This is a genomic window from Streptomyces sp. NPDC005151, assembly GCF_053599875.1.
Genome location: NZ_JBSFYR010000261.1, coordinates 1 through 1,290 on the forward strand (window position 1 = coordinate 1; position 1,290 = coordinate 1,290).

Annotated in this window: 1 protein-coding gene; it reads right to left on the reverse strand. The window is 68.8% G+C overall.

Annotation, left to right across the window (positions count from 1 at the left end; all coding sequences use genetic code 11):
* On the reverse strand, positions 1-1,289 hold a 1,289-nt coding region (locus ACWD6R_RS40590), incomplete at its 3' end, for an NF041680 family putative transposase (RefSeq protein WP_451823347.1).
* Position 1,290: the final 1 nt, after the last annotated feature.

A 1,290-nucleotide genomic window follows, 5' to 3' on the forward strand; every position in this document is an offset into this window, starting at 1 on the left:
GGCAGTCGGTGGTGGAGGTGGCGGAACCCGCGTCGGACACGGGCGGGCGTGAGCCTGCCTGGCAGTGCGGGTCTTTCCCAGGGACGGCGGAGGTCGTCGGTGAGGTCGCGGGCGAGTCTGAGCTGGGTGTAGGCGACGATGACGGTCCAGCTCCAGCGGTCGGCCGCGCGCGGGTCGCGGAGCTGGGGCACGGTCCAGCCGAGGGTTTGTTTGAACATGCGGAAGGTGTGCTCCAGATCGAACCTTCTGAGGAAGGTGTGCCACCAGCGTGTGATGTCGTCGGCGGTGGCGCTGGTGGCCGAGGACCACAGCCACAGGGGCTTCGGGGTCCTTTCGCCGGGAAGGTGGTCGACTTCCAGGCGGATTACGGTGCCCTGGACGATGGGCAGTTCGCCGTCGTGGTCTTCCCAGCCGGCCCGGTGGGTCAGGGCGGGATGCAGTGGGTTCCAGGCCAGGGCGACGGCCTCGCCGTAGTGGTCGGTGTGCTCGGCCGTCGCCCGGCCGGGGGCGGGCCAGGTGGTGTCGTCGGCGAACTTGAACGCCGCTCCGTATCTGGGCGGGCGTCCGTTCCTGCCGCGTGCCCGGGGCGGGGGCGGGAAGTACAGCACCCGGTCCGAGCGCAGTCGTCCGACCAGCTCGATTGGCAGGTCCGCCAGGAGGAAGGAGAGCCGGACGACGTCGTATCCGGCGTCGAGGACGACCACGATCTTCGGGTCTGTCCGGCTCCACTGCCCCGCCTCCGTCAGCCGGGAGAAGAGTTCGCGCAGTTGGGCGGCGGTGACCGTGGTGACATCGTCGGCCGGGGTGAGCCGCAGGATGTCCAGTGGCGCGGTCCAGGAAGTGGGCCCGCTCTCCAGGGCTGCGATGACGGAGTACGGCCATCCCGGGATCATCTGTGCGTTTCCGCGACCACGCCCGTAGCAGTGACAGAACAGTCGTTGGGGGCTGCAGGGCGCGTCCGGCCTCAGCCAGTTACTGATGTCCGCGGCGATCCGCAGCCGTCCCTCACTGTCGCGGGGCAACGGTAAAGAGGCCAGCGACCTGCGCAGACGGGACACGTCCAGGCGGCCGTGGTTGATTCCGTCGTACAACGACCCGTGCCCGCGCCGGTGCTCGGGGGCCAGTGACAGATCCACCAGTGTCCTGACCGGGCCATCCGTGCACAGCAGGGCGTCGACAAGCTCGAACAATTCGTCCCCGCGACGGGACAGGCCAGCGTAGAAGTCGTTCCGGAAGTCGGATAACACGGACAAGGGGTGGACAGGGACGGAGGAGACGGGAAAGCTCATG